The sequence below is a fragment of the Streptomyces sp. NPDC029836 genome (assembly GCF_055574495.1).
Window position 1 is genome coordinate 165,759 of the sequence record NZ_JBVHZI010000005.1, and the last position, 26,366, is coordinate 192,124.

Below are 26,366 nucleotides of genomic sequence, written 5' to 3' on the forward strand. Positions count from 1 at the left end.
GATCTGAATCGGCCACCCCCACACGTACCGCCTAGGGGAGGGCGTGGACCTTGGGACCCACCGCGTTGGACCAGGCGCTACCCGCCTTGGCGTCCCAGTTGGTCGACCAGGTCATCGCCCCGCGCAGACCCGGGTAGGTCTTCGACGGCTTGAAGGATCCGCAGTTCGTGCCGCGGGCCAGGCAGTCCAGGGCGTTGTTGACGATGGTCGGCGACACGTAGCCGCTGCCGGCGCCGCTGGGCGAGGCCGGGACCCCGATGCCGACCTGCGACGGGTCGAGGCCGCCCTCCAACTGGATGCAGGCCAGGGCGGTCAGGAAGTCCACCGAGCCCTGCGCGTAGACCTTGCCGTCGCAGCCGTTCATCGCGCCGCTGTTGTAGTACTGCATGTTGACGACGGTCAGGATGTCCTTCACGTTCAGGGCCGTCCTGAAGTAGCCGCCCTGCGTGGACTGCATGTCGATCGTCTGCGGCGCCATGGTCAGCACCATGGACGGACCCGCCTTGGCCGACAGGGCGCGCAGCGCCTGCGTCATGTAGGTCGGGTTGAGGCCGTTCTCCAGGTCGATGTCGATGCCGTTGAAGCCGTACTCCTGCATCAGCGCCCAGGCCGAGTTCGCCAGGTTGTTGGCCGAGGTGGAGTCGTTGACCGAGATCGTGCCCTTCTCGCCGCCGATGGAGAGGATGACCGACTTGCCGGCCGTCTTCTTCGCGGCGATGTCCGCCTTGAACTGGGGCACGGTGTAGCCGTTCAGCCCCGCCGAGTCGAGGTTGAAGGTGATGGCGCCCGGCGTGGTCGTGGCGTCGGCGAAGGAGACGGCGATGATGTCGTACTCGTTCGAGACGTCCGAGAGCTTCTGGACGGTCGCGCCGTTGTTGAAGTTCTGCCAGTAGCCGGTCAGCGCGTGCTTGGGGACGGCCGGGTTCGGGCCGGGGCCCGGGCCGCCGCCCGTCGTCGTACCGGTCACCGGCGCCGACTTGGTGCCCTCGCCGGCCGCGTTGTACGCGCTGACCTGGAAGGAGTACGAGGTCGCCGCGGCGAGCCCGGTGATCGGGGTGGAGGCGCCGGTCACGGACTTGACCCGGACCCCGTCCTGGTAGACGTGGTAGCCGGCCGCGCCGCTGACCGCGTTCCACGAAAGGGTGAGCCCGTTCGCGCTCTGGCCGGAAACGGCGGTGCCGGCGGGGGCGCCCGGGATGCTCGGACCGGGGTCGGTGCCGCCGCCGCCGTCGGGGCCGACGACGCTGAACTCATCGATGACATAGGGGTTTTGGCCGTACCAGCCATGGGTCCAGACGCTGACCTGGGTGGTGTTCGGGCCGGTGGAGAAGGTCGTGGAGAGCTTCTGCCAACCGGCGCCGGAACCCGGCGTCCAGGTGGAGACGTCCTGCGTGCCGGTACCGGTCGCGCCGAGGTAGACGTAGCCGCCCTGGACCTGGGTGCTCAGCGTGTACGTCGAATTCGGCTTGACCGTGACGGTCTGGCTGCAGCGGGCGTTGTCCTGGCCCGCCGGGGCGGCGCGCAGCGCGCCCGTCCCGGCGAACACCGGGGAGGAGACGGAGGCGCCGCTGCCGCCGGAACAGGACCAGTTGGCCAGGCCGGACTCGAAGCCGCCGTTGCGCACGACGTTGACGTCGGCCGCCTGGGCGGTGCCGGAGGCGAGGGCCGTGAGCCCGCCGGCGGCGAGCGTGGCCGCGCCCAGCAGGGCAAGGGAGCGTATGCGGTTCACGTGGGCTCCGTGGGGGGAGGAAGGGACAAGCGGAACGAGGGGGAGTGGGGTTCCCCGCAACCAAGTGCTGGCGCAGCCAAGTTGGTCCAGACCAATCCCCGTGTCAAGGGGCTTTGCGAAGTGGCTTGAAATGAACGACCTCCGGATTCCCGGTTGTCCGGGTTTCCGGCCACCTGTGACACGTGCTCGCGGTACGGGAATCCGCAAGCCCCTGCCCCACCAGGGAGGTCGCGGATATGGTGCTGGGGCAAGGGGGAGGCACGTCGGAAGTTTGCGGTCGCGCAGTACGTGCGCGGACGTGACGGCCAGGGGAACGTGCGTGGTGTACCGGGTGAACGGGGGGAATTCGGGTGCCGACCGCCATCGCTGTCACCAGCGCCGATCTGGTGCTGCCGGCCCCTGACCGGCACACGCCGGGCGCCGCCGTCCTGCGCCCGCCCGGCGAGGCGGACCTGGAGGGCGCCCTCGCCGAGACCTCCGCCCTGCTGGAGCGGCACGGCCACCTCGTGGTCGTCGTACCGCCGTGGCTGCCGGCGGCCACCGCGCGCCGCCTGCACACCGTCCGCGCCATCCTGGAGACCGACCGGATCGCGTTCGTCGACATCGATCTCCCGCCGCTGGGAACCGCCGTGCTGGTGCGTCAACTGCGCCAGCTCAGCGTCTGCGACTTCAGCCCCGGCGTCATCGCCTCGGCCGCCCGACTGCTCTCGCACTACATCTATGCGGGCGCCCTGCTCGGCAGCGTCGCCAAGCTCGACCGGATCCCCGTCGGCCTCAAGGCGCACGCCCGGTCCTGGTCGCCGAGCGCCCAGTTCGCCGTACTGGCCCACCCGACACCGCACCTCGCGAAGCTCGGCCCGCAGGGGACGGCGGGCACCCGCGAGGGCGTGCTGCCGCCGGGACCCGACTTCGCCACCCACCTCACCTTCGCCCGCGGGCAGTCGTCCTCCGACTGGGTCGCGGCCGAACTGGCTCCCGCCTGGCAGGTGCAGGGCGTCATGGAGAACCCGCTGCCGGCCGACTCCGCCGGCTGGTGGGCCACCCCCAAGCTGGTCGAGTTCGCCGCGGCCATCCCCGACCCCTCCGTGCTCTACCAACTGGTCGCCTCCGTGCGCCGCGAGGAGTGCCGGTGGTGCGGCTTCGAGCTCATCGGCGACCGCTGCGGATTCTGCGCCGCCCCGCTCGCGCCGCCGCCGCCCGAAGCGGCCGCCCGCTCCAGATCCAGCTCCTGACCGGCCCGAACGAACGAAGAACGGCGAGGTAGTACGGCTCATGAACTCACGCCAGCGCCGCGGCGTCATCCTGCTCCTGCTGTCGGTCCTGTGCGCCCTCGCGGCGTTCGGCGGGGTCCTCGTGGTCATCGGCGACGTCAATTCGAAGGTCGGGTCCGAGGTCGTCGCCTACCGCGTCAAGGGCGACATCGCCCCCTACAGCTCCCTCGGCGCCGGCCAGTTCGAGGAGGTCACGGTCCCCAAGCGCTGGCTGTCCGGCACGGCCGTCACCGACCTCGGGGCCCTCAAGGACAAGATCGCGCTCACCACCCTGAAGAAGGGGTCGCTGCTCCAGACGGACATGTTCGTCGACAAACCGCAGCTCCAGCCCGGTGAGCAGGAGATCGCCATCATGATCGACGCAGCGACGGGCGTGGCCGGCAAGATCACCTCCGGCGCCAAGGTCAACATCCTCGCCACCTTCAAGGGCGCCAAGGACACCGACCCGTCCCGGTCGGTCATCATCGTCGCCAACGCCCGCGTCCTGGGCGTCGGCAAACTCACCGCCCTGGAGAAGAACAGCGACCGCACCGGCCCGACCGAGGCCGTCCCGATCACCTTCGCCCTGGCCACCAAGGACACCCAGCGCGTCGCGTACGCCGAATCCTTCGCGGAGCACGTGCGCCTGGCCCTCGTGGCCCCCGGCACCGACTCGGCGCCCGGCCCGAGCGAGCGCACGTACACCCTCGAAGGGGACAAGTGAGGCGCGGATGACCACTCGTATCCTGCCCGCCGCCGGTGACGCGGACGCCGCCCGCGCCATCGTGGCCCTGCTCAGCCAGCTCCCGGACGCCGAGCCGGCCGCTCCCGTCCCCGATTCCACCTCCCTGCTCGACACCCTCGGCCGGATGGCCGCCGAATCCGTCGACGAACTGCCCGAAGTGGTCCTCGTCCACGAACGGATCGGACCCGTCCCCGCCCTGGAACTCATCCGCGAGGTCGCCCTGCGCTTCCCGGCGGTCGGCGTGGTCCTGCTCTCCTCCGACGCCGGCCCCGGCGTCTTCTCCGCCGCCATGGACTCCGGGGCGCGCGGCCTCGTCGGACTGCCGCTGGGCTACGAGGAACTCGCCGCCCGCGTCCAGGCCGCCGCCCAGTGGTCCGCCGGCGTACGCCGCCACCTGGGCCGGGGCGCCGACGCGCCCACCGGGCCCGGCGGCCGGCTCGTCACCGTCACCGGCGCCAAGGGCGGCGTCGGCACCACCTTCGCCGCCGTCCAGTTCGCCCTGGCCGCGGCCGCCTCGGGCCGCCGCACCGCCCTCGTCGACCTCGACCTCCAGGCCGGGGACGTGGGCTCGTACCTCGACGTGCAGTTCCGACGCTCCGTCGCCGACCTCGCCGGGATCCAGGACATCTCTCCGCGCGTCCTCCAGGACGCCGTCTACGAGGACCGCACCGGCCTGGCGCTGCTGCTGGCCCCGGGCGAGGGCGAACGCGGCGAGGAGGTCGACGACCGCGCCGCCCGCCACGTCATCGCCGCCCTGCGCGCCCGCTACGAACTCGTCGTCGTCGACTGCGGCACCCAGGTGACCGGCGCCAACGCCACCGCCGTGGAGATGGCCGACGTGGCGGTCCTGGTCGTCACCCCGGACGTGGTCTGCGTACGGGCCGCCAAGCGGATGGTCCGCATGTGGGAGCGGCTCCAGGTGCGCAAGGCCGAGGACACCACCGTGGTCGTCAACCGCTGGAGCAAGCACACCGAGATCCAGCCCGCGCTGATAGAGAAGATCACCAAGACCCGGGTCGCCCGCACCCCCGTCCCGGCCGCCTTCAAGGAACTCCAGGGCGTCGTCGACGCCGGCCGCGTCCAGGACCTCGACAACCGCTCGACGGTGAAACAGGCCCTGTGGACCCTGGCCGGCGAACTGGGCCTGCTCGCCGGCCCCGCCCCCGACGACCCCAAGGCCGGCCCCGGCCACGCCCTCGCCGTCCGCCCCTCGGGCCCGGTGGCCCGGCTGCGCCGCGGCCGGGAGGGCTGACGGATGGCCGCCCGCCGGTCCGCACGCACCGACCCCGACCGGGGTCAGGTCGCCGTCGAGTTCGTCGGCATGGTCCCGCTGATCCTGCTGCTCGTCGCGGCGGTGTGGGAGTGCGTACTGATCGGCTACGCCTTCTCCCTGGTCGGCAACGCGGCCGACGAGGCGGCGCGGGCGGGGGCGGTCAAGGGCGACGGGGCCTGCCGAACGGCGGCGGTGGAACACATCGGCGGAGCCTGGGGCCCGAGGGCGGAGTGCGGCCGGGAAGGGGACCTCTACAAGGCGACGGTGACGGTCGAGATCCCCGTCCTGTTCCCGGGCCTCAACTTCGGCTCCCTGGACGGCACGGCCGGCGCGGCGATGGAGAGGGAGGAGTGAGGGCATGAGACGGCGCATCCGCTCCGACCGGGGCCAAGTGGCCCTGGAGTACATCGGCTTCGTACCGATCCTGCTGTTCGTCGCGCTCTGCGCGATCCAGCTGGGCTGGATCGCGTACGTCCACGAACAGGCGGACACCGCCGCCCGCACCGCGGCCCGGGTGGAGGCCCGCAAGGGCTCCGGCGGGGAGGCCGCGGGCCGGGCCGCCGTCCGCGGCGGCCTGAGCGCCGACGTCACCGTCTCCAAGGACACCGACGCCGTCACCGCGAACGTCTCCATCCGGATCAACTCGATCATCCCCGGCCTGAACCCCGAGCCGGCCACGGCCACCGCCGTCATGCCCAACGACGACCCCAACCCGATCGGAGCCCGCCCATGAGCCTGCGCTCCCGGGTCAACACCCCCGACGACCGGCACAGCCCGCGCGAGGACGGCCGGCTGGTTTCCTCGTACCGCGCCAAGCTGCTCGAAGAGATCGACCTCGCCGAGATGTCCGCGCTCGCGCCGGCCGAGCGCCGCGCACGCCTGGAACGCGTACTCGGGCACATCATCAGCCGCGAGGGCCCGGTCCTGTCCACCGCCGAACGTGCCCAACTGGTGCGCCGCGTCGTGGACGAGGCCCTGGGACTCGGCGTGCTCGAACCGCTCCTCGAAGACGCCTCGATCTCCGAGATCATGGTCAACGGGCCGGACCAGATCTTCGTCGAGCGGGCCGGCCGCGTCGAGCAGCTCCCCATCCGCTTCGCCTCGCACGAGCAGCTCATGCAGACCATCGAGCGCATCGTCTCCACCGTCAACCGCCGCGTGGACGAGGCCAATCCGATGGTCGACGCCCGCCTGCCCAGCGGCGAGCGCGTCAACGTCATCATCCCGCCACTCTCGCTGACCGGCGCCACCCTCACCATCCGCCGCTTCCCGCGCGCCTTCACCCTGCACGAGATGATCGGCCTCGGCTCCCTCGACGAGCAGATGCTCCTGCTGCTGTCCGGGCTGGTCCAGGCGAAGATGAACGTGATTGTCTCCGGCGCCACCGGCACCGGCAAGACCACCCTCCTCAACGCCCTCTCCGGACTCATCCCGGAGGGCGAGCGCGTCATCACCATCGAGGACTCGGCCGAGCTCCAGCTCCAGCAGGCGCACGTGATCCGCCTCGAATCCCGGCCCCCGAACGTCGAGGGCAAGGGTCAGATCACCATCCGCGACCTCGTACGCAACTCCCTGCGCATGCGCCCCGACCGCATCATCGTCGGCGAGGTCCGCGGCGGCGAGACCCTCGACATGCTCCAGGCCATGTCCACCGGCCACGACGGCTCCCTCGCCACCGTCCACGCGAACAGCTCCCAGGACGCCCTGATGCGCCTGCAGACCCTCGCGTCCATGTCGGAGGTGGAGATCCCCTTCGAAGCGCTCCAGGACCAGATCAACAGCGCGGTCAACGTCATCGTCCAGCTGACCCGCTTCGGCGACGGCTCGCGCCGCATCACGGAGATCTCCATCCTCGACTCGCACGGCCGCGAGCCGTTCCGCATCACCACCGTCTGCCGCTACGTCGCCCAGCCCATGGGCGCCGACGGGCGCGTCCACGGCCACTTCGCGTACCACCCGCTGCCGCGCCGGATCGCGGAACGCCTCTACATGAACAGTCAGCCGATTCCCCAGGCATTCGGGGTCGCCCTGTCGGACGAGCGGTACGAGCCGTTCGACCCGCTCACCTCCCGGACCGTCCTGTGAACAACCTCGTCCTCCTCACCCTCGGCGCCACCCTGCTGGCCGGCCTCCTCGTGTCCCTCGGCGTGCACGCCTACGCCTCCGGCCACGCGCAGCGCGCCGCCCTCATCGAGCGCCTCTCGGCGAGCGGAGCCCCCGAACCGACGGGCCGCCGACGCCGCTTCCCCGCCGTGGACCGCCGACTGCGCGAAACCCGGTTCGGACGCCGCCTCGAACTGAAGCTGGCCACCACCGGCATGGACCTCACCCCCGGCGAGTTCTTCGTCTACATGCTGATGGCCGTCGCGGGCGTCTGGCTGGTCTCCGCCTCCCTGCTGGCGCCGTTCTTCGGCCCCCTCGCGGGCCTGATCGGCATCTGGGCAGCCAACGCCTTCCTCAACTGGCAGCGCGCCCGCCGCACCGAACGCTTCATCAACCAGCTCCCGGAACTCGCCCGCATCCTCGCCAACGCCACCCAGGCCGGCCTGGCCCTGCGCACCGCCATCGGCATCGCGGCGGAGGAACTGGAGGCCCCGGCCGGCGAGGAACTCTCCCGGGTCGCCGACCGCCTCGCCGTCGGCCACTCCATCGAGGAGGCCCTGGGCGAGATCGTCGACCGGCTGCCGTCGCGGGAACTCGTCGTCCTCGTCTCCACCCTCGTCCTGTCCGCGCGGGCGGGCGGCGCCATCGTGGACAGCCTGCGCAACCTCACCGTCACCCTGGAACAGCGCAAGGAAACCCGCAGGGAGATCCGTACGCAGCTCTCCCAGGTCACCGTCACCGCGTACCTGGTCCCCGCGATCGGCGTGGGCTCGCTGCTGCTGGTGAACACGATGATGCCCGGCGCCCTCGACCGGATGACGGGCGCCTTCGTCGGACAGGTGGCGGTGCTGGTCTCCCTCGGCCTCTTCGCCCTCGGCTTCGTCCTCATCCGCCGCCTCTCGAAGATCGACGTGTGAGGCGGACGACCACATGACCGCGCTGCTGCCCCTCGCCCTCGCCCTGGCCCTCGGCCTCGCCGTGTTCGGCATCCTCCACGGCATCCGCCTCTACCGCGCCGACGTCAAACTCCCCACCGACCTCGCACTCGCCCTGGAGGTCGGCGCCACCCGCACCACCGCCGTCGGCTCCCTCGTCGACCGCCTCGGGATCCGCTGGGCCCCGTTGGTCCTGCGCCTGATGGGCCCCAAGCAGGTGGCCCGCAAGCGCCGCCAGATCGACATGGCCGGCAACCCGTCAGGCCTGACCATCGACCGCTACGCCGCCCGCCGCGCCGTGTACGGATTCCTCGGCGGGCTCGGCGCCCTGGCCATGCTGATGAACGGCCGGCTGGTCCCGGCCCTCCTGATGGTCGCCTTCGGCCTGTTCTGGATCGAGGCCGGCCTGTGGTCCGCGATCCGGGTGCGCCGCGACAACATCGAGCGGACCCTGCCCGACTTCCTCGACGTCCTCGCCGTCGTCGTCAGCGCCGGGCTCGGCTTCCGTCAGGCGCTGGAGCGCGTGTCGCACAAGTACGAGGGCCCCTGGGCCGACGAGGTGCGCATCACCCTCCAGCAGATGGACATGGGCGTCAGCCGCCGCCAGGCCTTCGACGAACTGCGCCGCCGCAACGACTCCGAGCAGGTCGCCCAGTTCGTCACCGCCCTCCAACAGGGCGAGGAACTCGGCTCCCCGATCGTGGAGACCCTCATCGCCATCGCCGAGGACATGCGCCGCACCGACGCCCAGAACGCCCGCCGGCGCGCCGCCCGGGCCGTCCCCAAGGCCACCTTCGCGGTCACCATGTTCATGCTCCCGGGCACCCTGATCCTGCTCGTGTGCGGCTTCGTCTACGGTGCGGACGTCGACTTCGGCGCCCTCCTCGGAGGCGGCTGAGCCATGATGCCGATCCGCGTCCTCATCGCCGACGACAACCCCGTCGTCCGGGCCGGCCTCGCCGCCCTGCTGGCCGCCACCGACGACCTCCACGTGGTGGCCGAGGCCCGCGACGGCCGCGAGGCCCTGAGCCTGACCCGCCGCCACACCCCGGACGTGATCCTGCTGGACGTCCGCATGCCGGGCGTCGACGGCATCTCCGCGCTCCCGCACCTGGTACCGCTGGCCCCCGTCCTGATGTTGACGCACAGCCGCGAAGCCGACACGATCCACGAAACCCTGCTCCTGGGCGCGGGCGGCTACCTGGTCCACGGCGAGTTCACGGCGGACGACCTGATCCGCGCGGTCCGCGACATCCGCGCGGGCCGCGCCCACTTCTCGACGTCGGTCGCGACGACCTTGCTGGAAGACCTCCGTGCCTCTTCGCAACCGCAACGAAATGTGGCATCCTCTTCGGAGCGCATGCACAACTCCGTTCCATACGGGCTGAGTTCGCGGGAGACCGAGATCATGGACTTGATCGCGTCCGGAATGAACAATCAGCAGATCGCCGGCGCCTGCTTCATCAGCGAGAAGACGGTCAAGAACCACATCAACCGCATCTTCGCGAAGCTCAGGACCACCACCCGCAGCGAAGCGATAGCCCGCTGGCTGGGAACCGCCCGCCCGGGGGTGACCGGCCATGGCTGACCACAGGACGCAATGGGTCCGCATTTGGGCCCCGGGACCCTTGGTTATCACCCGTAACTCCCCGTACCGTCCGCCCATCAACAGTGGCACCGGCCCGGGAGGGGACCCCCATGTCACACAACTCGCTGCTGAAGGCCACGATCCGACTGAACACCTGGACGGACACGGCGATCACCCGACTCCGCAAGCGCTACGCCAACCAGGACCGCGGCCAGACGGCCTTCGAATACCTGGGCATCATCCTGGTGGTCGTAGTGATCATCGGCGCAATCGTCGGCTCGGGCATCGGCTCGGAGATCACCACACGCATCAAGAAGGCAGTGACGGACATCAAAGCTGGCTGAGCGGCATGCCGTTCCCGCCCGATTCCAGCAGGGGGCAAGCCTTTCCCGTCTACATCGTGGTTGTTGCCGGCCTGCTTTTTGGCGCGCTGGCGCTTTTTGCCGTAGGCCAGGCCTCCGTCACGCGAAGCGACGCTCAGGGCGCCGCAGACGCGGCGGCGCTGGCTGCGGCGCAGGACGCGCGTGACCACTTGGCGGGAGGCGTGGACTTGGCGATGCTGGATGCAACGGAGTGGGTTGACCTGCTAGAGGGTGGTCGCTTCGCCCCGGGGCGCGGGTGCGCGCAGGCGGACTCCTTTGCCCAGAGGAACGATGCTACGGCGACGTGCGTGGTTGCCGGACTTGAGTTCACGGTGTCCGTGGAAACCGAGCGGAGTGTGGGGAGTTCCGTTGTCCCGGGGACTGAAGATATGAAGGGGACGGCTTCCGCCACGGCTGTGATCGAACCGCGGTGTCACCTTGCCGTACTTCCCCCGAGTGGCCCGACGTCGACTCCGACGGGAGCTCCGACCCCGGGCTCGAGCCCCACGCCGACGGGAGAGGCGACGCCGGTAGCTCGCGCCGTCGAAATCGAGTGCAAAGGGGGGAGGGAAGTCGTGATCGATCTTGCGAAGCCCGCTCCGTGGAAGAAATTGGCGCGGGCGCTCTTCGATGTGCGCTTGGCGAACTGACTGTGAACGACCCGACTAGGAAGCAGTGCACATGAGCATTCGGCAGACGGCAATGGTCCGTGGTGGAGCGGCTGCTGCTGTGGCGGCGGTTTTGGCTGCCGCATTGGCCGGGTGCGGAAGTGACGGCGACACCAAGGACTCCAAAACCCCGAAAGCGTCCGAGCAGGCCAAGTCGGGCGCGCAGTCACCTCCATCGAGTGCGGGCGCCGAGAAGAGTCCGGACAGTGCGACGGTGCTCGCAACGGTGAAGGGGGCGAACGGGATGACCTTGGAGATCAACTCCTTGCAGCGTGATGCAGGTGGTTTCCTCACTGTGAACGGTCAGATCAAGAACGCCGGCAGCGAAAGTTTCGTTGGAACGTCGGCCTGGCGAGGCATCGAACTCAAGGGGAGCGGCGAATCAGTGGCGGGGGCCACTTTGGTCGACAAGGTCGGCAAGAAGCGGTACTACGTGCTGCGGGACACCGAGTCCAGGTGCCTGTGTACGACCGGAATCTCCAGCGTCGCTGTCGGTCAGACCGTGCCATTCTTCGCACAGTTCCCCGCACCGCCCGCCGCTACGACCGAGGTTGAGTTCAGTCTTCCCACCTTCGCCTCGGCCACCGTCAAAATCACCGGGTGACGTCATGACAAAAATCCACCGCACAACCGCCTCGACAGCCGTAGTCGGTCTTGTCATTGCCGGGGTCCACTTTATGGGTGCAACCAGCGCGCATGCTGATGACCCCCAGCCCTCCGTACCCCCCGGCACCGAGCCGTCCGCCGCCGCGCCCGTGGCGATTGACTCCGCGTCCCCCGGGCTCAAGATCCCGCAAGGCGGGACGCTCGCGCCCGTCAAGGTGCTCGACATCGCCGAGGTCGTCGAGGACCTCGGCGGGGAGCAGCGGCGGCAGGAGACGAACCAGACCGTCATGATGGCGTTGCAGTCCGAGGTGTTGTTCCCCGAGAACAGTGCGGTCTTCAACGCCCAGGCGGCGGCCCGGATACAGGCCATCGCCAACGAGATCAACCAGCAGAAGGCCACCCGCGTGCGGGTGTTCGGGTTCACTGACGACCAGGGCAGCTACGAACACGGCAAGGAGCTGTCCAAGCAGCGGGCCGACGCGGTGCAGACCGAGTTGGTCAAGACCGTCACGAACCCCTCGGTCACCTTCGACGTGCGGGGTTACAGCGAGGACTACCCCATCGCGGACAACGGCACGGAGGAAGGCCGGAAGAAGAACCGTCGCGTGGAGATCACCTTCCCCCGCGGCGCGAGCTAGGCGCGGACGGCGGCGGCGTGGGCTCGGCCCAGGAGGGTGCGGGCCGCCGCGGCGGCGTGGTGGGCCGGGGCCGGGCCGGGGTCGAGGGCCGCCACCACCGTCGCGCCCTCGACCAGGATCAGCAGCTGATCGGCGAGGCCGGGCGGGTCGCCCGGGCCGGTCAGGCCGGCCAGGAGGTTCCGAAGCTCCGCCTTGTGGCGGTGGACGACGTCCAGCACGCCGGCGGGCCCCGCGCCGAGCTCCCCGTGCGCGTTGAGGAACGCGCAGCCGCGGAAGTCCGGCTCCGAGAACCAGTCCGCGAGCCAGTCGAAGACCGCGGCGACCGGGTCTGGGGCGCCGGCGAGCGCTTCGCGCAGGCCGGCGATCCAGCGCCGGTCCCGGCGTTCCAGATAGGCCGTGACCAGGGCTTCCTTGGCAGGGAAGATCCGGTACAGCCGCTTGAGGGCGACGCCGGATTCGGTGCGGATGCGGTCCATGCCGACGGCTTGGATGCCCTCGGCGTAGAAGAGGGCCTCCGCGGCGTCGAGGAGTCGGGTCCGGGCCTCGTCGTCGTGCACGGGGGAGTCCATGGGGAAAGCGTAGTCGCATTCGGCTTGCCGGGAAAACGATCGTTCTCTACGGTGAGAACGCTCGTTCTCCGCGTTCCGATCGATCCCGGGAGGCCCTGCCATGGGTTCAGCCGCCGTACGTCCGCCCCTGCCGCCGTTCACCGAGGAGTCCGCCCGGGCGAAGGTCCAGGCCGCGGAGGACGCCTGGAACAGTCGCGATCCGGAACGGGTCGCACTCGCCTACACCGAGGACTCGGTCTGGCGGAACCGCGACCGCTTCCTCACCGGCCGCGCCGAGATCCGCGCCTTCCTCGCCGACAAGTGGGAGCGGGAACTGGATTACCGGCTCCGCAAGGAGCTCTGGGCGTACACCGGCAACCGCATCTCCGTCCGCTTCGAGTACGAGTGGCACGACGTCTCCGGCCAGTGGTGGCGCAGCCACGGCAACGAGCAGTGGGAGTTCGACGAAGCCGGCCTGATGCGCCGCCGGGAGGCCAGCATCAACGACGTTCCGATCACCGCCTCGGAACGCCGTCTCGACCGGCCCGCCTGACCGTCCCTACGCCGCGCCGGGCGCCCCGCGCGCCGCCGGGGGGCGCGGGCGTCAGTCGGTGAGGAGGTGGTCGGCCTTGCCGGCCTTGATGTCCCGGATCAGTTGGCGCAGCGACTCCGCCGAGTCGGTGAGGTGCGCGGATTCCGCCCCCGCGACGGCGATGTAGCTGTTGCCGTCCCCGTCCGTACCGAGCCGGTAGCAGCTTGCCCCCCTAGCCGCAGAACGCCTCTTCCCAGGTAATGTCGGCCATTGAATTCCTCTCAGAGCTGGCGGGCCACGGTATGGATGAAGTCCCGCCATGCCTCGGGGGAGAGGCTCAGCTTCTCCATCCAGTCCAGCTGGGCCCGGTATGTGTCCAGTTGGGCTTCCGTGTGCAGGAAGTCGGTTCCGTGCGTGCTGTCCACCTGGACCGTGTCGAGTCGTGGCACAGGGCCTGCAAGGTAGTTGACGGTCCGACCCGCCCCCGGGAACTCGCCCGCATCGAAGGTCAGCACACGCAGGACGACATTGTCTCGTTCGGCGGCGCTGTTCAGATGCTCCAATTGGGCCCGAGCGACGTCACGTGGCCGGGCTGCCCCGGGCCGGCGCCTCCGGGTACCTGAACGAGTAGGTGGGTTCCGGTCGAACGGGCTCCGCGCGGGCGTTTCGGCTGCGGCCGTGCCGGCGGCTGTTGCCGTCGGCGTCGGGCGGGCCGGCCCCGGCGGGCGGCCCTGCGGCAGCCGTCGGCCGCTCGTCGGGCCCGCACGGTGCCGGGCCTGGGCTAGCAGGCGCGCGACCGGCTACTTGCCTTCGTGGTGCGCCTGCGTGATCAGGTCCGTCGCGACCTCCAGCGCCGCCTGACGGGTTTCCTCCGGGTCGCCCTCCACGTGCTGGAGGAACATCATCCCCGCGTGCAACGTGAACAGCGCGCTCACGCAGCGGACCTGGTCCGTCAGTGGGCCCTCCTCCGTGCGCAGCAGTTCCACCAGGGTGAACAGGCGCCGCTTCACGGTCTCGCCGATGCTCAGCTCCCGCATCGTCGCCTGGTTCTCCTGCATGAAGCGGTACAGCTGCGCGCCCGCGGCCATCGCCTCGCTGTAGCGGCGCAGCACCTCACGCTTCGTCTCCAGTGTCGGCGGCTGCTCCTGCGCCCAGGCGATCAGCTCGTCGATCGGCCGCGTCGAGTCGTCGAAGACGCTGATGATGATGTCTTCCTTGGTCTTGAAGTGGTAGTACAGCGCCGCCTTCGTCACGTCCAGCCGTTCCGCGATCTCCCGCAGCGAGGTCTTCTCGTACCCCTGCTCGGCGAACAGCTCCAGCGCGACGTCCTGGATGCGCTGGCGCGTGTTGCCGCGCCGCTGCTGCGGACCGCCGCTGGAGCTGTTGGACATGGTTCTCCCCACACTTACGTACGACACATGTACTTACTTGACGACCGGCTAGTGACACGTCTACCGTCCCCAGTGTAGTGAACTAGCCGGGCGGCAAGTAAGTTCCCGGCGGGTGTGAGTCGAAGTGTCGGTGCCAGGGGAGTGGACATGAGCGAGACAGTCAAGACGGCCGTACCCGTGGAGGAGGTGGAAACGGGACCGAAGCCGCGCAGCGTGCGCGTCGTCCTCATGGCCCTCATGATCGCGATGCTGCTCGCGATGCTCGACAACATGATCATCGGTACCGCCATGCCGACCATCGTCGGCGAACTCGGCGGCTTGGAGCACCTGTCCTGGGTGGTCACCGCCTACACCCTCGCGACCGCCGCCTCCACCCCCATCTGGGGCAAGATCGGCGACATGTACGGGCGCAAGGGCTCCTTCCTCGTCTCCATCGTCATCTTCCTAATCGGCTCCGTCCTCAGCGGCATGGCCCAGGACATGGGCCAGCTCATCGGCTTCCGCGCCGTCCAGGGTCTGGGCGCCGGCGGTCTCATGGTCGGCGTCATGGCGATCATCGGCGACCTCATACCGCCCCGCGAGCGCGGCAAGTACCAGGGCATGATGGCCGGCGTGATGGCCCTCGCCATGATCGGCGGCCCGCTGGTCGGCGGCACCATCACCGACCACATGGGCTGGCGGTGGTCCTTCTACATCAACCTGCCGCTCGGCGCCGTGGCCCTCGCCATGGTCTCCGCCGTGCTGCACCTGCCCAAGAAGCGGTCCAAGAGCAAGATCGACTACCTGGGCGCGGCGCTGCTGACCATCGCCATCACCTCGACCGTCCTCGTCACCACCTGGGGCGGTACCGAGTACGCCTGGGGCTCCGTCGAGGTCCTCGGTCTGATCGCCGTCGGCATCGCGTCGACCGCCGCCTTCCTGTACGTCGAGACCAAGGCCGCCGAGCCGATCATGCCGCTGCACATCTTCCGCAGCCGCAACTTCACCCTCATGTCCGTGATCGGCTTCCTCGTCGGCTTCGCGATGTTCGGCGGCGTGCTCTACCTGCCGCTCTTCCAGCAGGCCGTCCAGGGCGCCTCCGCCACCAACTCCGGGCTGCTGCTCCTGCCCATGCTGCTCTCGATGATGCTCGTCTCGCTCATCGCGGGCCGGGTCACCACCAACAGCGGCAAGTACAAGATCTTCCCGATCGTCGGCGGGGCCTTCATGGTCGTCGGCCTGTTCCTGCTCGCGACGATGGACACCGACACCTCGCGTCTGGTCTCCGGCGTCTACATGGCCGTCCTGGGAGCGGGCCTCGGCTTCCTGATGCAGATCACCATGCTCGTCGCGCAGAACAGCGTCGAGATGAAGGACATGGGCGTGGCCTCGTCCTCGGCCACCCTCTTCCGTACGCTCGGCGGCTCCTTCGGCGTCGCCCTCATGGGCTCCCTGTTCACCACCCAGGTCACCGACACCATGGTCGAGCGGCAGGGCGCGCAGGCCGCCGCCGCCGCGGGCTCGGCCCAACTGGACGCGGCGAGCCTCGCCAAGCTGCCGGAGGCCGTGCGCGACGCCTACCAGCACGCGGTGGCCGCCGGTACGCACTCGGCCTTCCTGCTCGGCGCGGCCGTCGCCGTACTGGGCTTCGTGGCGGCCTGGTTCGTCAAGGAGGTCCCGCTGCGGGGCGCGGGCCCGACCCCGCAGGACACGCCGGCGCACTGACACCCGCGCCGCCGGCCGCCGGCCGGCACCCGGCACCATCACACCGAGCAGTACGCGTCACACGTCATGCGGCACGCAGTACACCCGCGCAGCACGCAGCACGCAGCACGCAGCACGCAGCACGGACACCGAATCGGCGGGTCCGGCACGGGGACGGACCCCCCGCGCCGGGCCCGCCGTTCGCGTTCCCGAGGTGCGCGGGAGCTCCTCGGGGCGGCCGGGGCCGTCGTGCCTGCCGAGGCTGCCGCGCCTGTCGTGTCATCTGCGCCTATGAAGGGCCAAAGTCCTCATTACCTGCAATTTATAGGGCAATTAGGTGGAACCCCAGTGCGTCCGAAGGCGTCCTGACCCACATAACCCTTCAAGGGCGGATGGGGAGTGGACTCATGACGCGTACGCAGAAGCTCGGTCTCCGGGGTCGCACAGCCGTCGCGGCGTCGGCCGCGGCCGTCGTGGTGACCGCGGTGGGGGTCACCGCGCTCATCGGTACGGACGGCTCCCGCGCCCCCGCCGCCCGCCCGACCGGCCCCGGCGCGGCGCCCGGCGCCCCCGCATCACCCACCACCGTCCCCGAGACCATCGCGCACGCCTCCGAGGGCGGCGGCAACGCCGTCAACATCACCATCGACGACGGCCCCGACCCCCGCTGGACCCCCGAGGTCCTCGACGTCCTCGCCGCACACGACGTGAAGGCGACCTTCTGCATGGTCGGACTCCAGGCCAAGGCCCATCCGGACCTCGTCAAGAAGGTCGTCGCGGCCGGCCACCGGCTATGCGACCACTCCATGGACCACGACACGACCATGGACAAGAAGCCCGTCGCCTACCAGCGGGCGCAGATCCTCGACGCGAAGAGGCTGATCGAGGAGGCGGCCGGAGCGGGCGCGAAGGTCGAGTACTACCGGGCCCCGGGCGGGGCGTTCACCCCCGACAGTCGGCGCATCGCGGCGGCCCACGGCATGCGCCCGCTCGGCTGGAACGTCGACACCAAGGACTTCGGCAAGCCGGGCGCCGCCGCCATCGTCGCCGCGGTCCAGCGCGGGATCGGCAACGGTCCCACGGTGCTGTTCCACGACGGGGGCGGCGACCGCCGGCAGACCGTCGACGCCCTGGACCAGGTGCTGACCTGGCTCAGGGAGCAGGACCGCCCCACCGGCTTCCCGGTCCGCACCGCCCCCGACCGGGCTTGACGCCTTGCCGCACCGAGCCCCGGGCCCCCGACCCCTGACACGCCGTCCGGCGGCGAACGGGTGAGGGTCGGCGCCCCGGCGCCGCCCCCGGTGTTCCCTGGTCGCGCGCAGCGGGCCCGTACGAGGGCCCGTACGCCCGACCAGGAGGCTCCCGTGATCGACCCGGCCCAGCTCACCGACCCCACCGTCCGCGCCTTCGTCACCGCCGTCAACGCCGGTGACCGGGCCGCCTTCGAGGCCGTCCTCGCTCCCGGCGCGACCATGTCCGACGACGGCTCGGACCGGGACGTCAGCGAGTGGACCGAGAAGGAGGTGTTCTCCTGCAACGGCCACATGTCCGTGGCGTCCGAGTCCGCCGACGGCCGCTCCCTCGTCGTCGACTACCGCAACGACACCTGGGGCGAGATGCGCACCGCCTGGCGCTTCGACGTCACCCCCGACGGCCGCGTCACCCGCTTCGAGACCGGCCAGGCCTGACGCCGCCGCCCGACACGTTCCCCGCATCGGCGCCGGCGGCGCGTGTACCCGTACGCGATGCCCGTCGCGGGGGGCGTCCGGGACGCGTTCCGCGCCGGCGCGGCGTTCGTCACCTGGGGGCGCCGCGTCCGCTCCGTACGGGTGAACGCGCCCGGCCCGTCGTTCCGGCCCGCCGCGGGCGCCCGTTGGGCGGGGCATGAACCGCACCCGTACCGCCGCCCTCGCCCTCGTCGCCGCCGCGGCGGCCCTCGCCCCCGCCCTCGGTCAGGGCGTCGCCGGCGCCGCGCCGAGCACCTCGTACCTCCAGGACCCGGCCGGCGGCGAGAAGGCCATGAAGTCGCTGTGGACCAAGGACGACATGCACAAGGTGGAAGGCCGCTTCCGGTTCCACCCGGGCATCCAGTACAAGACGGTGACCGGCCCCGGCCCCGAGGGCGCCCGCGAGTACGAACGGCAGGTCCCCGACCCCAAGACGCTGGCCTGGCAGCCCTCGTACGAGTTCGCCTGGTCGGTGTCCGACTCCAAGCTGCTGAAGAAGGCGCTGACCACCAAGGACGGCAAGCACCCGATCGTCGTGCACGCCGTCCTGCGCACCGCGAAGGGCGCCAAGGCGGCCGAGGTGCACCGGGAGTTGACGGATCAGCCGGCGTCGAGCAGCCGGAAGGTCGAGGCGGGCAAGCGGATCGCGTGCGACACCGGCGAGTACACGGTGGAATGGTCGCTGACCCGCTCGGGCTACGGCACGCTCACGGGCACGCTGCGCTGGGACTCCGACTGCGGTCAGTACCGGACGGCGTTCTCCGCGGAGAACGGGCGGCAGCGCTGAGGCGGTGACCACGGGGGGAGGAGGGAGGCCGGTCGCCCCGCGCACCTTGTGGGTGCTCGGCGGGCGACTGGGCCACGGCCTTGGATCAAGTGCCGTCAGCCATTCTGCCGCACGGGATGGGGTGGGGCAGGGAGTCGAAGGTCCCGTGTTCGGGGGGTCCTTCGGGTCCTTCAGTGCTTCTTGCCGGCCTCGTTCGCCTTCGTGGCGATCTCCTCCAGCACGGTCTTCGGATCGACGGAGGGCTCCACGGCGCGGCCGATGTTGCGCTTGATGGAGTCGCTGACCGTCACCCACGACGGGTCGTTCACCGGGTACAGCTGCGCGCCGCGCAGGGCCGTCAGGAAGGCCTCGTCGGTGGAGCCGAGTCCGCCGCCCGCCGGGTTGCGCGCGGCGGTGACCGTCGAGGGCAGCAGGTGGTAGCGGTCGGCGAAGTCCGAAAGGATCTTGTCCTGGTAGATGAAGTCCAGGAACGTGCCGATCTGCTTGCCCTTGCCGTTCTGCTTGAACGCCATCATCCAGTCCGCCACGCCCACGGTCGGCGTGCTCTCCCCGGTCCCGAGGCTGTCCGACACCGGCATGGGCACGGCCTTGACCCCGATGCCCTTCGCGGTCGCCTCGTGCAGCAGGGACGGGTAGCCGTTGACCATGCCGACCTCGCCGCGCAGGAACGCGGCGAACGCGTCCGCGCGGTTGAGCTGAGCCGGCGGCGTCGGACCGACCAGACCCGGGGTGATCAGGTTCTCCTTGATCCAACGGAACGTCGCCACGTTCTGCTCGGAGGCCAGGCTGTAGTTGCCGCTGCTGTCGGCGTACCCGCCGCCGTTGCTCAGCTCCCAGATCATCGCCTCCGCGTGCGCCTCCTCGGGGCCCAGCGGCATCGCGTACGGGTACTTGACGCCCTTGTCCTTGAGCGCCTTGGCGTCGGTCTTCAGGTCCGTCCAGGTCTTGGGGGCGGACTGGATGCCGGCCTTCGCGAAAAGCGCCTCGTTGTAGAACAGGAGGCGGCTGCTCGCCACGAACGGCAGGCCGTAGAGGGTGCTTCCGACCGAACCGGCCTCGGCGAGCGGCTGGAGGAAGTTCGCCTCAGCGGTGATGGAGAGGAGTTCGTCGGCGGAGTACAGCTTGCCCTGCGCGGCGAAGTCCGAGTAGGAGCCCATGAGGGCCATGTCGGGGGCCTTGCCGGCGTTCACCATGCGGGTGACCTCGCGGTCGATGTCCGCCCACGGCAGGAGCTGGACCTCGACCTTGATGCCGGGGTTGGCGGCCGTGAAATCACGCGTCGCTTTGTCCCAGAAGGCCTTGGAGCTGTTGGCCGGAGTGTTGCCGTACTCGGCGGCGACCAGCCGCAGCGTGCCGTCGTCCCCCGCCGTGCTGTCGGAACCTCCGCAGCCGGACAGCGGTAGCAGGAGGCCTAGCACGGCGGCCGAAGCGGCCGGGCCGAACATTCTTCTTCGCACGGTGGGTTCCCCTGATTTTCTTTTGAGTCCCGTTATTACTTATGAGTTGCTCGGGGCCGGGGTGTCCCGCCATGGCCCGTTGGCCGGAATTCTCTCCTGTCCACCGGGTGGCTGATTCCATGGGGGCGGAAGTTATGTTCAATGCTCCAAGTGCTCCTATTCCGGCTGGTGTTTTCCGATAAATGATCGAGAAATCGGACGCGCGTAGACACACCAAAAAGCCCGTTTCCGGCCAAGGAAACGGGCTGTGGGTGTCCGGAAAAAATCAGTCGGCGAACTCGCCCGCGTACGGGTCGGGCTCGCCCGTCTCCGGATTGCGGCCCTCCTGCCACCGCTGCTGCGCCTTGCGCCAGTGCACGAAGCTCAGGTGGCCCGCGTCCCAGAAGGTGATGCTGACGGGGCTCACGTCGAACTCGTCGGAGCACAGCAGCAGCAGGAATTCGGCCATGCCGTACGGGTGCACCGCGAAGGAGTCGGCGGTGTGCCGCCCGACCACCAGGACGGGCCACCGGTCCGGATCGGGATCGGAGGTCAGCCAGCACAGGATGTCCGACCCGCCGGTGACCCCCCAGGCGATGATCGACTCGGGGTCCACGTCGAAGGCGGCCCGACCGCCCTCGGCCTCCCACACCTGACGGGCGTTGCCGGTCTCCTCGGCCATCTCCGCCGGGTCCCACTGCAACCCCGGCTTGGGCAGCGGCAGCAGCACGCCGGCCTCGCCGTTGATGGAGCCCGCGCCGAACCGGCCCATGAAGGCCACGTAATCGGAGGGGAACCGGGTTCCCCAGACGGCCTCGGCCGCCTGCCAGTCGATGTCCTCGTCGGCGCCGTGCGTCGCCGGCATGATCTGCTCCAGCGCCTTGATGTGCGCGTTCTCCGTCATGCCGCTCATACCGCTCATGCCGCTCCCCTGCCACCCCAGCTCAACCGCCCCAACCTACCGCCCGTGAGCCCGTGGCCCCAGCACGTGGCGCCGCCGTCCCGCCCGGTGGACGCCGACGCCGGCGCCGCTCAAGGGCCGTCGGGGGGTCGTCCGGGCCCGTTCGGGGGGCCGTCCGGGGTGCGTCCGGCTCCGGTCATCGCGGCGGGGGCCGCGGTCGGGGTCGCCCCGACCCCGTTCATCGCCGCCCGGGCCCGGTCAGCTCGACGCGGGTGCCCGCGCGCACGCCCCACCGCCCCATCGCGCCCGCCTCCGCCTCCAGGACGTACCGGGCGCGCGGGCGGGGCAGGCCGAGCCGGCCCGGGACCATCGTGCGGACCGCGAGGACCCCCAAGTGCCGGTCCAGGTACGCCACGTCGATCGGGAAGCGCATCCGGAAGGTGTGCACGCTCGCCGCCGGCGCGAGCAGCATGGCTCCCTCGATCCCGTCGCGCCCCAGCAACCCCCGCGTGCGCGCCCCGTACGAGGCGGCCACCTCCAGCCGCACCGTCACGGCCCCGGCCCGCAGCGTCCCGTACCCGTCCGCCCACTTCCCCATGCGGCCACCTTGCCGGGTCGCGGGGCGCCCGGCCAGGGGGCACGGGGTCGGGGCTGAGCGGTCACGGGCCGCGTGCGGCCGACGGAACCTCCCCGCCGGCCCGCCGCAGCGCCTACCGTCACGGCATGGGCATCCTCGCGGCCATCCTCGCCGCCTCCTACGGCGCGGGCGCCGGGCTGCTGCTGCCCCGCGCCGCCTACCGGCTCTCCGTGCCGTCGCGGGAGTCCTGGCGGGCGCACTGCCCCGACGGGCACCCGATCCCCGGCTGGCTGGGCCCCGCCCGCTGCCGCCCTGCCCCACTCGGGGAACACCGCTACGGGACCACCGGCTCCGGGGCCGCCGCGGCGGCGGCCGGCACCGCCGCGCTCTGCGCCGTCCTCGCCGCCGCCGTCGCGCCGCGCCCCGAGGCGGCCGTGTTCGTCGCCCTCGCGCCCGTCCTGGTCCTGCTGGCCCTCGTCGACCTCGCCGTGCACCGCCTGCCCGACGTGCTCACCCTGCCGCTCGCCGCCGCCACCGCCGGCCTCCTCGGCGCCGCCGCCCTGCTCCCCGGCGCCGCGGGCTCCTGGCGGCTCGCGCTGCTCGGCGGGGGCGCGCTCGGGGCGGCGTACCTCGTGCTGTTCCTGATCAACCCCGCCGGGATGGGCCTGGGCGACGTCAAGCTGGCGCTCCCCCTGGGGGTCGCTCTTGGGTGGTACGGGTGGGGGGTATGGATGGTCGGCGCGTTCCTGGGCTTCCTCTACGGGGCCCTGTACGGGCTGGGCCTGCTCCTCAGGGGCCGCGCCACCCGCAAGCAGGGCTTCGCCTTCGGCCCCTTCATGACGGCCGGTGCGCTCACCGGAGTGCTGCTGGGCGGATTCGGAGCGTAATCATTTCGCGCCGATGCACGCAGCATGCTTTACGAAGGGTTATGGTGGAACCCCCCCCTCGGGCCGGTCCGTATCCCCCCCACGGACCGGCCCGTTTTTTGTTCACCGCGCCCCCACCTCAGTCGTGCGACATCGCCGCAGGTCAGCCGTGCTGGGCCCAGATGTTGGTGCCGGGGGTGGAAACCGCGAAGGAGTCGATCTCCTTCAACTCCTGCTCCGACAAAGGCGCCGCCGCCAACGCGGCCACGTTCTCCTCCAGCTGCTTCACGCTCGAAGCGCCGATCAGCGCCGAGGTCATCCGGTCGTCGCGCAGCACCCACTTGAGCGCCAACTGCGCCAGCGACTGCCCGCGTCGGGCGGCGATCTCGTTCAGGCCGTTCAGTCGACGGACGACGTCGTCCGAAAGCAGCTCGGGGTTCAGGGACTTGCCCTGGGTGGCCCGCGAGCCCGCCGGGATGTCCTTGAGGTACTTGCCCGTCAGCAGCCCCTGGGCGAGCGGCGCGAAGGAGATGCAGCCCATGCCGGCCTCCTCCAGGGTGTCCAGCAGCGCGTCCTCCTCCGTCCAGCGGTTGATCATGGAGTACGAGGGCTGGTGGATCAGCGGCCGCACGCCCATGCCGGTCAGGATCCGGGCCGCCTCGGCCGTCTGCTCCGCGGTGTAGGAGGAGACGCCGACGTACAGCGCCTTGCCCTGCTGGACCGCGGACGCGAGCGCGCCCATGGTCTCCTCCAGCGGGGTCTCCGGGTCGAAGCGGTGCGAGTAGAAGACGTCGACGTAATCGACGCCCATCCGCTTCAGCGAGGCGTCGAGCGAGCCGAGCAGGTACTTGCGGCTGCCCCACTCCCCGTACGGACCCGGGTGCATGAAATAGCCGGCCTTGGTGGAGAGCACCAGCTCCTCGCGGTGCGCCGCGAAGTCCTGCGCGAAGATCTTGCCGAAGTTGAGCTCGGCCGAGCCCGGGGGCGGCCCGTAGTTGTTGGCCAGGTCGAAGTGGGTCACGCCGAGGTCGAAGGCCCGGCGCAGGATCGCCCGCTGGTTCTGCAGCGACGCGTCGTCGCCGAAGTTGTGCCAGAGGCCGAGGGAGACGGCGGGGAGCTTGAGGCCGCTGCGGCCGGTGCGGCGGTACTCCATGGAGTCGTAGCGCGAAGGCTCTGCCCGATAGGGATTGGTATCAGTCACGATGTCCTCCCTATCACGGACTTGTGACAGACCGAGTTGGGTACCCCATCCCACCGCGCAGTAATGTGGCGGCCTCGGGGGAGACCGCAATTCGCTCGGGGGCATTGCACGGAGGGGCTCGAAGATCGTGAAGCTGCGCGACCTGGTGTACAGGCTCTACGCACGCCGGGTGGAAGGCCGCCTCGACCATGACGCGTCGCCCAAGCACATCGGCGTGATCCTGGACGGGAACCGGCGCTGGGCCAAGGCGTCCGGAGGCACGACGGAGCAGGGCCACCAGGCCGGGGCCGACAAGATCTCGGAGATGCTCGGCTGGTGCACCGAGACGGACGTCGAGGTCGTCACCCTGTGGATGCTCTCCACGGACAACCTCGACCGGCCCGAGGTGGAGCTCCGCCCGCTGCTCAACATCATCGAGAACACGGTCCGGGGCCTCGCGGCGGACGGCCGCTGGCGGGTCCACCACGTGGGGAACCTCGACATCCTGCCCTCGCGGACCCAGTCCGTGCTCAAGGAGGCCGAGCAGGCCACGCACGACGTCGACGGGATACTCGTCAACGTCGCGGTCGGCTACGGCGGTCGTCAGGAGATCGCCGACGCGGTCCGCTCGCTGCTGCTGGAGCACGCCGAGAAGGGCACCTCCTTCGAGGAACTCGCCGAGGTCCTCGACATCGACCACATCGCGGAGCACCTCTACACCCGCGGCCAGCCCGACCCGGACCTGGTGATCCGCACCAGCGGTGAGCAGCGGCTGTCCGGGTTCATGCTGTGGCAGAGCGCCCACTCGGAGTACTACTTCTGCGAGGTGTTCTGGCCGGCCTTCCGCAAGGTCGACTTCCTGCGCGCGCTGCGCGACTACGCCGCCCGGCACCGGCGCTACGGCAGCTGATCCCTCCCGCCGCCGCCCCCGCCGCCGCCCTCGCGGCGGCCGGCGGCTGCTCCGTACGTGAACATCCCCTCTGCCCCCGTTCGTCCCCCGCGCAAGGCCTTCACCAGGGGTTCACCGAGCGTCCGTCATATGCCGTGGCATGGCCGCGCGTGTTCGAGGGCATAACCCTGGCAGGTCGACGTCCGATCCACGGGTGTCGAGTCTCAGCGGACGGCACAGGGCCGTCCGCCCGGGAGGCCCTTTGCACCAGGACGCGCGTGCGGTTCGCACGGTCGGACGGGAGGGCCGGAACGCGGCCCGCGCATTGGCGCCGTTGACCGGTCCGGTCTTCATGGCCCGACCTCTTCCGAGGGGGTACGTCCTTCCGTGGTGACCAGCACAAAGCGCCGCCTGCCCGACAGGCGCACCTACGTCCTCGACACCAGCGTCCTGCTGGCAGACCCCAACGCGATCACCCGCTTCGACGAGCACGAGGTCGTGCTCCCGATCGTGGTGATCACCGAGCTGGAGGCAAAGAGGCACCATCCCGAACTCGGCTACTTCGCGCGCCAGGCCCTGCGCCTGCTCGACGACTTCCGGGTCCGGTACGGACGTCTCGACGCCCCCATCCCGCTGGGGGATCTGGGCGGCACCCTGCGCGTCGAGCTCAACCACTCCGACCCGGGCGTCCTGCCCGCCGGCTTCCGACTGGGGGACAACGACTCGCGGATCCTCGCCGTCGCCCGCAACCTCCAGGCCGAGGGCTACGACGTCACGGTCGTGTCGAAGGATCTTCCCCTGCGCATCAAGGCCTCCTCCGTGGGGTTGCTGGCGGAGGAGTATCGCGCCGAGCTCGCCATCACCGACGGCGGCTGGACGGGCATGAGCGAGCTCGCCCTCTCCGGCGAACAGGTGGACCTCCTCTTCTCCGAGGAGCGCCTCTACGTCCCGGAGGCCGCCGAGTTGCCCGTCCACACCGGACTGGTCCTCCAGTCCGAGCGCGGCAAGGCACTGGGCCGGGTCACGGCCGACGGCAACGTGAAGCTCGTACGCGGCGACCGCGAGGCCTTCGGGCTGCATGGCCGCAGCGCCGAGCAGCGCATCGCCCTCGACCTGCTGCTCGATCCGGAGATCGGCATCCTCTCCATGGGCGGCCGGGCCGGTACCGGCAAGTCCGCGCTGGCGCTGTGCGCCGGCCTGGAGGCGGTCCTGGAGCGCCGGCAGCACCAGAAGGTGATGGTCTTCCGGCCGTTGTACGCGGTCGGCGGCCAGGACCTCGGCTACCTGCCGGGCGACGCCTCCGAGAAGATGAGCCCCTGGGCGCAGGCGGTCTTCGACACCCTCTCGGCCGTCGCCGGCCGCGAGGTCATCGAGGAGGTGCTGAACCGCGGGATGCTGGAGGTCCTGCCGCTCACCCACATCCGGGGCCGCTCGCTGCACGACGCCTTCGTCATCGTGGACGAGGCGCAGTCCCTGGAACGCAACGTCCTGCTGACGGTGCTCTCCAGGATCGGCGCCAACTCGCGGGTCGTCCTGACCCACGACGTCGCCCAGCGGGACAACCTGAGGGTCGGCCGGTACGACGGAGTCGTCGCCGTCGTCGAGAAGCTGAAGGGGCATCCACTGTTCGCGCACATCACGTTGACCCGCTCCGAACGCTCCCCGATCGCCGCGCTGGTCACCGAGATGTTGGAGAACCTCTGATCCCGAACGGGCCAAAAGCCCCCTAACCGCAGCACCAGTTGACGCCGCCCGGCAAAAGGCCAAGAGCCTAGCCGGGCGGCGTCGCGTCGCACAGCCCTTTGTCGCAATCGACTGCCGCAGGGCAGGTGTGACCTTTCCCACGCAACGGAGAATTGCCCTGCGGCGTCGGGGTCCGGCAGAGTCTGTTTCCCGTCAGGCCCCGCATACGGCACACCTGTACCTCCCGTGAGGTACGCGCAGCACCACAA

29 protein-coding genes and 1 pseudogene are annotated in these 26,366 nt (G+C 70.4%); 21 read left to right on the plus strand and 9 right to left on the minus strand.

Features of this window, described 5'->3' with window-relative positions; genetic code table 11:
* Nucleotides 1–31 precede the first annotated feature (31 nt).
* The gene (locus ACZ4XJ_RS17240) at nucleotides 32–1,729 is read right to left on the minus strand and encodes a chitinase (protein ID WP_468496635.1); all 1,698 of its coding nucleotides are present in this window, start codon (nucleotides 1,727–1,729) and stop codon (nucleotides 32–34) included.
* 350 nt (nucleotides 1,730–2,079) lie between these two features.
* Between ACZ4XJ_RS17240 and ACZ4XJ_RS17245 the strand changes: the two genes are divergently transcribed.
* The 13 genes from ACZ4XJ_RS17245 to ACZ4XJ_RS17305 all read left to right on the plus strand — a co-directional run bounded on the left by ACZ4XJ_RS17245 (nucleotide 2,080) and on the right by ACZ4XJ_RS17305 (nucleotide 11,897).
* A complete protein-coding gene (locus tag ACZ4XJ_RS17245) occupies nucleotides 2,080–2,961 on the plus strand; it encodes a hypothetical protein (RefSeq protein ID WP_362881375.1) in 882 nt (293 codons plus the stop codon).
* A 40-nt stretch (nucleotides 2,962–3,001) separates the two neighbouring features.
* On the plus strand, nucleotides 3,002–3,703 hold the full coding sequence (gene cpaB, locus ACZ4XJ_RS17250) for a Flp pilus assembly protein CpaB (RefSeq protein ID WP_362881373.1): 702 nt from the start codon (nucleotides 3,002–3,004) through the stop codon (nucleotides 3,701–3,703).
* A gap of 7 nt (nucleotides 3,704–3,710) precedes the next feature.
* Nucleotides 3,711–4,976, plus strand: coding sequence for a CpaE/TadZ family protein (locus ACZ4XJ_RS17255; RefSeq protein WP_362881371.1), 1,266 nt, complete (start codon nucleotides 3,711–3,713; stop codon nucleotides 4,974–4,976).
* A gap of 3 nt (nucleotides 4,977–4,979) precedes the next feature.
* Nucleotides 4,980–5,351 (plus strand): TadE/TadG family type IV pilus assembly protein, encoded by a 372-nt coding sequence (locus ACZ4XJ_RS17260; protein WP_468496636.1) that lies wholly within the window; start codon nucleotides 4,980–4,982, stop codon nucleotides 5,349–5,351.
* A 4-nt stretch (nucleotides 5,352–5,355) separates the two neighbouring features.
* Nucleotides 5,356–5,730 (plus strand): TadE/TadG family type IV pilus assembly protein, encoded by a 375-nt coding sequence (locus tag ACZ4XJ_RS17265; RefSeq protein WP_468496637.1) that lies wholly within the window; start codon nucleotides 5,356–5,358, stop codon nucleotides 5,728–5,730.
* Complete coding sequence (locus ACZ4XJ_RS17270; RefSeq protein WP_362881367.1) at nucleotides 5,727–7,082, plus strand: CpaF family protein; 1,356 nt, start codon at nucleotides 5,727–5,729, stop codon at nucleotides 7,080–7,082. Before ACZ4XJ_RS17265 ends, ACZ4XJ_RS17270 begins: the two co-directional genes overlap by 4 nt.
* Complete coding sequence (locus ACZ4XJ_RS17275) at nucleotides 7,079–8,017, plus strand: type II secretion system F family protein (protein ID WP_468496638.1); 939 nt, start codon at nucleotides 7,079–7,081, stop codon at nucleotides 8,015–8,017. Before ACZ4XJ_RS17270 ends, ACZ4XJ_RS17275 begins: the two co-directional genes overlap by 4 nt.
* Nucleotides 8,018–8,042: 25 nt before the next feature.
* On the plus strand, nucleotides 8,043–8,933 hold the full coding sequence (locus ACZ4XJ_RS17280) for a DUF5936 domain-containing protein (RefSeq protein ID WP_362881427.1): 891 nt from the start codon (nucleotides 8,043–8,045) through the stop codon (nucleotides 8,931–8,933).
* Nucleotides 8,934–8,936: 3 nt separating this feature from the next.
* A complete protein-coding gene (locus ACZ4XJ_RS17285) occupies nucleotides 8,937–9,623 on the plus strand; it encodes a response regulator (protein WP_468496639.1) in 687 nt (228 codons plus the stop codon).
* Between the two features lie 110 nt (nucleotides 9,624–9,733).
* The gene (locus ACZ4XJ_RS17290; RefSeq protein ID WP_468496640.1) at nucleotides 9,734–9,967 is read left to right on the plus strand and encodes a hypothetical protein; all 234 of its coding nucleotides are present in this window, start codon (nucleotides 9,734–9,736) and stop codon (nucleotides 9,965–9,967) included.
* Between the two features lie 5 nt (nucleotides 9,968–9,972).
* Nucleotides 9,973–10,635, plus strand: coding sequence for a pilus assembly protein TadG-related protein (locus tag ACZ4XJ_RS17295; protein WP_468496641.1), 663 nt, complete (start codon nucleotides 9,973–9,975; stop codon nucleotides 10,633–10,635).
* 31 nt (nucleotides 10,636–10,666) lie between these two features.
* Nucleotides 10,667–11,257 (plus strand): hypothetical protein, encoded by a 591-nt coding sequence (locus tag ACZ4XJ_RS17300; protein WP_468496642.1) that lies wholly within the window; start codon nucleotides 10,667–10,669, stop codon nucleotides 11,255–11,257.
* A 4-nt stretch (nucleotides 11,258–11,261) separates the two neighbouring features.
* Nucleotides 11,262–11,897 carry an OmpA family protein gene (locus ACZ4XJ_RS17305; protein ID WP_468496643.1) on the plus strand — a complete coding sequence of 212 codons (636 nt, stop codon included), beginning with the start codon at nucleotides 11,262–11,264 and terminating at the stop codon, nucleotides 11,895–11,897.
* Here the strand turns inward: ACZ4XJ_RS17305 and ACZ4XJ_RS17310 are convergent.
* Complete coding sequence (locus ACZ4XJ_RS17310) at nucleotides 11,894–12,466, minus strand: TetR/AcrR family transcriptional regulator (RefSeq protein WP_468496644.1); 573 nt, start codon at nucleotides 12,464–12,466, stop codon at nucleotides 11,894–11,896. The genes ACZ4XJ_RS17305 and ACZ4XJ_RS17310 overlap by 4 nt on opposite strands.
* Nucleotides 12,467–12,566: 100 nt before the next feature.
* Between ACZ4XJ_RS17310 and ACZ4XJ_RS17315 the strand changes: the two genes are divergently transcribed.
* A complete protein-coding gene (locus ACZ4XJ_RS17315) occupies nucleotides 12,567–12,998 on the plus strand; it encodes a nuclear transport factor 2 family protein (protein ID WP_362881359.1) in 432 nt (143 codons plus the stop codon).
* Nucleotides 12,999–13,049: 51 nt separating this feature from the next.
* Here the strand turns inward: ACZ4XJ_RS17315 and ACZ4XJ_RS17320 are convergent.
* The 3 genes and pseudogenes from ACZ4XJ_RS17320 to ACZ4XJ_RS17330 form a co-directional block, all read right to left on the minus strand.
* Nucleotides 13,050–13,248, minus strand: a pseudogene (locus ACZ4XJ_RS17320) (hypothetical protein).
* Between the two features lie 10 nt (nucleotides 13,249–13,258).
* Nucleotides 13,259–13,765: a Scr1 family TA system antitoxin-like transcriptional regulator gene (locus tag ACZ4XJ_RS17325; RefSeq protein ID WP_468496762.1), complete on the minus strand. Its 507-nt coding sequence runs from the start codon at nucleotides 13,763–13,765 to the stop codon at nucleotides 13,259–13,261.
* A 12-nt stretch (nucleotides 13,766–13,777) separates the two neighbouring features.
* A complete protein-coding gene (locus tag ACZ4XJ_RS17330) occupies nucleotides 13,778–14,368 on the minus strand; it encodes a TetR/AcrR family transcriptional regulator (protein WP_362881356.1) in 591 nt (196 codons plus the stop codon).
* 147 nt (nucleotides 14,369–14,515) lie between these two features.
* Between ACZ4XJ_RS17330 and ACZ4XJ_RS17335 the strand changes: the two genes are divergently transcribed.
* The 4 genes from ACZ4XJ_RS17335 (at nucleotide 14,516) to ACZ4XJ_RS17350 (ending at nucleotide 18,565) form a co-directional block, all read left to right on the plus strand.
* Entirely contained in the window at nucleotides 14,516–16,072 is a 1,557-nt protein-coding gene (locus tag ACZ4XJ_RS17335; RefSeq protein ID WP_362881355.1) for an MDR family MFS transporter, read from the plus strand.
* A 386-nt stretch (nucleotides 16,073–16,458) separates the two neighbouring features.
* Complete coding sequence (locus ACZ4XJ_RS17340; RefSeq protein ID WP_468496645.1) at nucleotides 16,459–17,262, plus strand: polysaccharide deacetylase family protein; 804 nt, start codon at nucleotides 16,459–16,461, stop codon at nucleotides 17,260–17,262.
* A gap of 153 nt (nucleotides 17,263–17,415) precedes the next feature.
* Nucleotides 17,416–17,739, plus strand: coding sequence for a nuclear transport factor 2 family protein (locus ACZ4XJ_RS17345; protein WP_468496646.1), 324 nt, complete (start codon nucleotides 17,416–17,418; stop codon nucleotides 17,737–17,739).
* Between the two features lie 196 nt (nucleotides 17,740–17,935).
* Nucleotides 17,936–18,565, plus strand: coding sequence for a hypothetical protein (locus ACZ4XJ_RS17350; RefSeq protein WP_468496647.1), 630 nt, complete (start codon nucleotides 17,936–17,938; stop codon nucleotides 18,563–18,565).
* A gap of 170 nt (nucleotides 18,566–18,735) precedes the next feature.
* Here the strand turns inward: ACZ4XJ_RS17350 and ACZ4XJ_RS17355 are convergent, their stop codons facing one another.
* The 3 genes from ACZ4XJ_RS17355 to ACZ4XJ_RS17365 all read right to left on the minus strand — a co-directional run bounded on the left by ACZ4XJ_RS17355 (nucleotide 18,736) and on the right by ACZ4XJ_RS17365 (nucleotide 21,500).
* Entirely contained in the window at nucleotides 18,736–20,022 is a 1,287-nt protein-coding gene (locus tag ACZ4XJ_RS17355) for an extracellular solute-binding protein (RefSeq protein ID WP_468496648.1), read from the minus strand.
* 265 nt (nucleotides 20,023–20,287) lie between these two features.
* Nucleotides 20,288–20,923, minus strand: a complete 636-nt coding sequence (locus tag ACZ4XJ_RS17360) for an SMI1/KNR4 family protein (RefSeq protein WP_362881351.1) — start codon at nucleotides 20,921–20,923, stop codon at nucleotides 20,288–20,290.
* Nucleotides 20,924–21,140: 217 nt separating this feature from the next.
* On the minus strand, nucleotides 21,141–21,500 hold the full coding sequence (locus ACZ4XJ_RS17365) for a DUF192 domain-containing protein (RefSeq protein WP_362881350.1): 360 nt from the start codon (nucleotides 21,498–21,500) through the stop codon (nucleotides 21,141–21,143).
* Nucleotides 21,501–21,625: 125 nt separating this feature from the next.
* On the opposite strand from ACZ4XJ_RS17365, the gene ACZ4XJ_RS17370 reads away from it, so the two are divergent.
* Complete coding sequence (locus ACZ4XJ_RS17370; protein WP_362881349.1) at nucleotides 21,626–22,366, plus strand: A24 family peptidase; 741 nt, start codon at nucleotides 21,626–21,628, stop codon at nucleotides 22,364–22,366.
* A 142-nt stretch (nucleotides 22,367–22,508) separates the two neighbouring features.
* Here ACZ4XJ_RS17370 and mgrA read toward each other — a convergent pair whose 3' ends face one another.
* A complete protein-coding gene (gene mgrA, locus ACZ4XJ_RS17375; protein ID WP_468496649.1) occupies nucleotides 22,509–23,546 on the minus strand; it encodes an L-glyceraldehyde 3-phosphate reductase in 1,038 nt (345 codons plus the stop codon).
* 127 nt (nucleotides 23,547–23,673) lie between these two features.
* Here mgrA and ACZ4XJ_RS17380 point away from each other — a divergent pair, with 127 nt between their 5' ends.
* Together ACZ4XJ_RS17380 and ACZ4XJ_RS17385 are read left to right on the plus strand one after the other, a co-directional pair.
* On the plus strand, nucleotides 23,674–24,435 hold the full coding sequence (locus ACZ4XJ_RS17380) for an isoprenyl transferase (protein WP_362881347.1): 762 nt from the start codon (nucleotides 23,674–23,676) through the stop codon (nucleotides 24,433–24,435).
* 366 nt (nucleotides 24,436–24,801) lie between these two features.
* The gene (locus tag ACZ4XJ_RS17385) at nucleotides 24,802–26,118 is read left to right on the plus strand and encodes a PhoH family protein (protein ID WP_362881346.1); all 1,317 of its coding nucleotides are present in this window, start codon (nucleotides 24,802–24,804) and stop codon (nucleotides 26,116–26,118) included.
* Nucleotides 26,119–26,366 lie beyond the last annotated feature (248 nt).